This window comes from Candidatus Schekmanbacteria bacterium (assembly GCA_003695725.1).
In the GTDB taxonomy this organism is placed as follows: Bacteria; Schekmanbacteria; GWA2-38-11; order GWA2-38-11; family J061; genus J061.
Genome location: RFHX01000078.1, coordinates 1 through 2500 on the forward strand (window position 1 = coordinate 1; position 2500 = coordinate 2500).

Genomic DNA, 2500 nt, shown 5'->3' on the forward strand with positions numbered 1-2500 from the left:
ACTGTCAAATCAAGGGTTTCGACAAATTCAGACAATTTTTTGATGAGCACATTGCGTAATGCCATAGGAGTCAATCCCTTTGCCTTAACATCATTTACAAGAGGCAAAGATATCATACCATCAGGCCTCACAGTCACTTTTCTACTTAAATCTGGATTATTCCAAACAAAAATATCGAGCACATCCTCTTCGCCGATGATATAGTTGTCTTCGGCTTTCGAATTATATGCCAAAAAGGATAACAAAATTATAACTGCCAAAAGGATAGATATTTTCCGTCTTTTTCTGTCCATTTTTCATTTCCTCCTATTGATTCAGGAAGCAACTATTATCGGGATAGTTGTTTTAAAGTATTAGGCCTGACATATTTATTTTTATGAATAATAATAAATGTACTAATGGAGTCAAGATAATAAAAGAGAGAAGAAAAAAGACGAGTCTTTTAACTCTTTAATCTTTTCTACATAAAAGAATTGTTTACAATCTAATTTTGAAGCGCTCTTTGAGCTGAAAGAGTGAGATGTGCAATATCATCCCCGTCATCTGGGAAGGTGCTTACACCGACGCTAACTTTAATCTCTTCACCCGGTTGCTCAAAAAATAGAAGCAAATCTTCAACCTTTGACTTAATCTTTTTGGCAAAAAGGAGGGCACCACTCTTGTTTGTGTCAGGAAGGAAAAATGTAATACTATTTTCATCATAAACCGCAATGATATCCGAGCTTCTTATTTCGCGCCGTGTATCGTCAATGACTTGCTTCAATATATCTTCCCTTTGTGAAGGGAATTGCTTTAGAGTGTCTCCTATATTGAGGATTACAACAGAATCATTCCTTCTATTTCGCCGTGAATTCTCTATTCTCTTTTTTCCGAATTCATTGAAATAAATTTTATTGTAAACGCCTTTTTTTGTATCTATGAACTCAGAACGGATATTTTCCATTTCATTTTTAAGAATCGTTCTTTCAATCAATAGAGAAATCAACTTTATTCTATTCTTCAGCCACTCATATCTTTCATCATCAGGTGCTATTATATCTTCTATCTCACTTACATTTATAGTGCCTAATGCTTGTCCATTATGCTTCAAGGGCATTGACATAAATGAATTGGTTTTACAGCCGGCATGGGCTAAGGAAGAAAATCTCTCATGGCGTGATATATCATCTACTATGACAGGTTTCCCTTCCTGAAAAACATAGTAACTAATGCTATTTTCGTCAATAAATCGGTTTGATTTCAAAACTGCTTCATCGATTCCCAATGCCGCCATTAATTCAAGTTTTCCTAAATCCTTATTCAAAATTGCTACTGACACTCGTTTTGCATTTGTAAAAGAAGAAATCTCATAAACAACATTGTCAAGAAGGGATTTGATGTGTGATAGTTTTGAAAAGTTTTCGATAAGGGAAATAAGTTTTCTTTTATTGTAGTCGAAATTCTTAAGCTGCCTTTTCATCTCAATTGAAGCAATGCAAACATTGATACCATTCGCAAAGTGCTGAATATTTTCTATATTCCATTCTTCCTTTTGAAGATTGAATAAAAATAATATTCCCCATAAATCTTCCTTTTTTAACAAAGGTATGACAGCAGTTGATTCAACACCCCATTTAATGCCTAATTCTGCAATCAAAACCGAATCATCAATGAATAATGGTTTACCTTCTGATTTCATTACCTCTTTGATCAAGGGAGAATCTTCTCTCAAAGAAATGCTCGATGTTACATTTGTATCTATATAGTCTCTAATATCTGCGGCTGAGTGAAATTTCCCTTTATCTTTTAAAAGAATGGAAGCATCTTTGATTAAAAAGGCATCCGATGCAGTTTTCAACATTGAATTTAAAAAGCTTTCATCAATCACATCAAAGGAATTAATTTCATCTATTCCCCTTAAAAGGCGTTTAAATTGCTTCTCTTTTCTTTCATATTCATTTAAATTCTCTTCCACTAATGCTCCCTTACTTCCGAAACTTTCTACTAAATCAATATATGCATTAATACTTTTTTCCTTTATGAATCTAATTTCATGCAGAGAATTCAAAACCTCTTGGATATCAATACCCAATTGCCTGCACTTATCGGAATAGGCTTCACTATATGGAATATCAGTAAGCACTTTTCCACCAAGCACTGCAGCACGCTCTTCTTTACTTATATTGACAGGAATAACGAAGCATCTAATTCCCATATAACAGGAGAATCGCTGTACACTATTCTCTAAAATAGACTTTTTAGGTATTTCTACACAATATTCTTTGCATTTGGCACAAGCTAATTCAAAACGGCTCAAATATGAGCATAAAGTTCTTTCATTCGAACCGGTTAATATTATATTTCCTGACGAATCAATGAGTTGAAAAAAAATATCATAAGTAGAAGAAAGACTGCTCAAAAACTTTTTCCAAAAATCAATTCCTATTTTTATATTATCCCTCATTTTCGACCCCTTAGGTAAAATATTCATATAACTATTTATAATAGTTATAGCAAAAAT

2 protein-coding genes are annotated in these 2500 nt (G+C 33.2%); both read right to left on the minus strand.

Annotation, left to right across the window (positions count from 1 at the left end; all coding sequences use genetic code 11):
- Nucleotides 1-293, minus strand: a 293-nt coding sequence (locus tag D6734_03320) for a sugar ABC transporter substrate-binding protein (protein RMF96724.1), incomplete at its 3' end; no start/stop codon positions are given.
- 191 nt (nt 294-484) lie between these two features.
- On the minus strand, nt 485-2470 hold the full coding sequence (locus D6734_03325; protein ID RMF96725.1) for a GAF domain-containing protein: 1986 nt from the start codon (nt 2468-2470) through the stop codon (nt 485-487).
- Between the last annotated feature and the right edge of the window lie 30 nt (nt 2471-2500).

Bases quoted from the DNA above. Each gene is read 5' to 3' on its own strand.
- D6734_03325 (RMF96725.1), bottom strand. From the start codon at position 2,470: ATGAATATTTTACCTAAGGGGTCGAAAATGAGGGATAATATAAAAATA.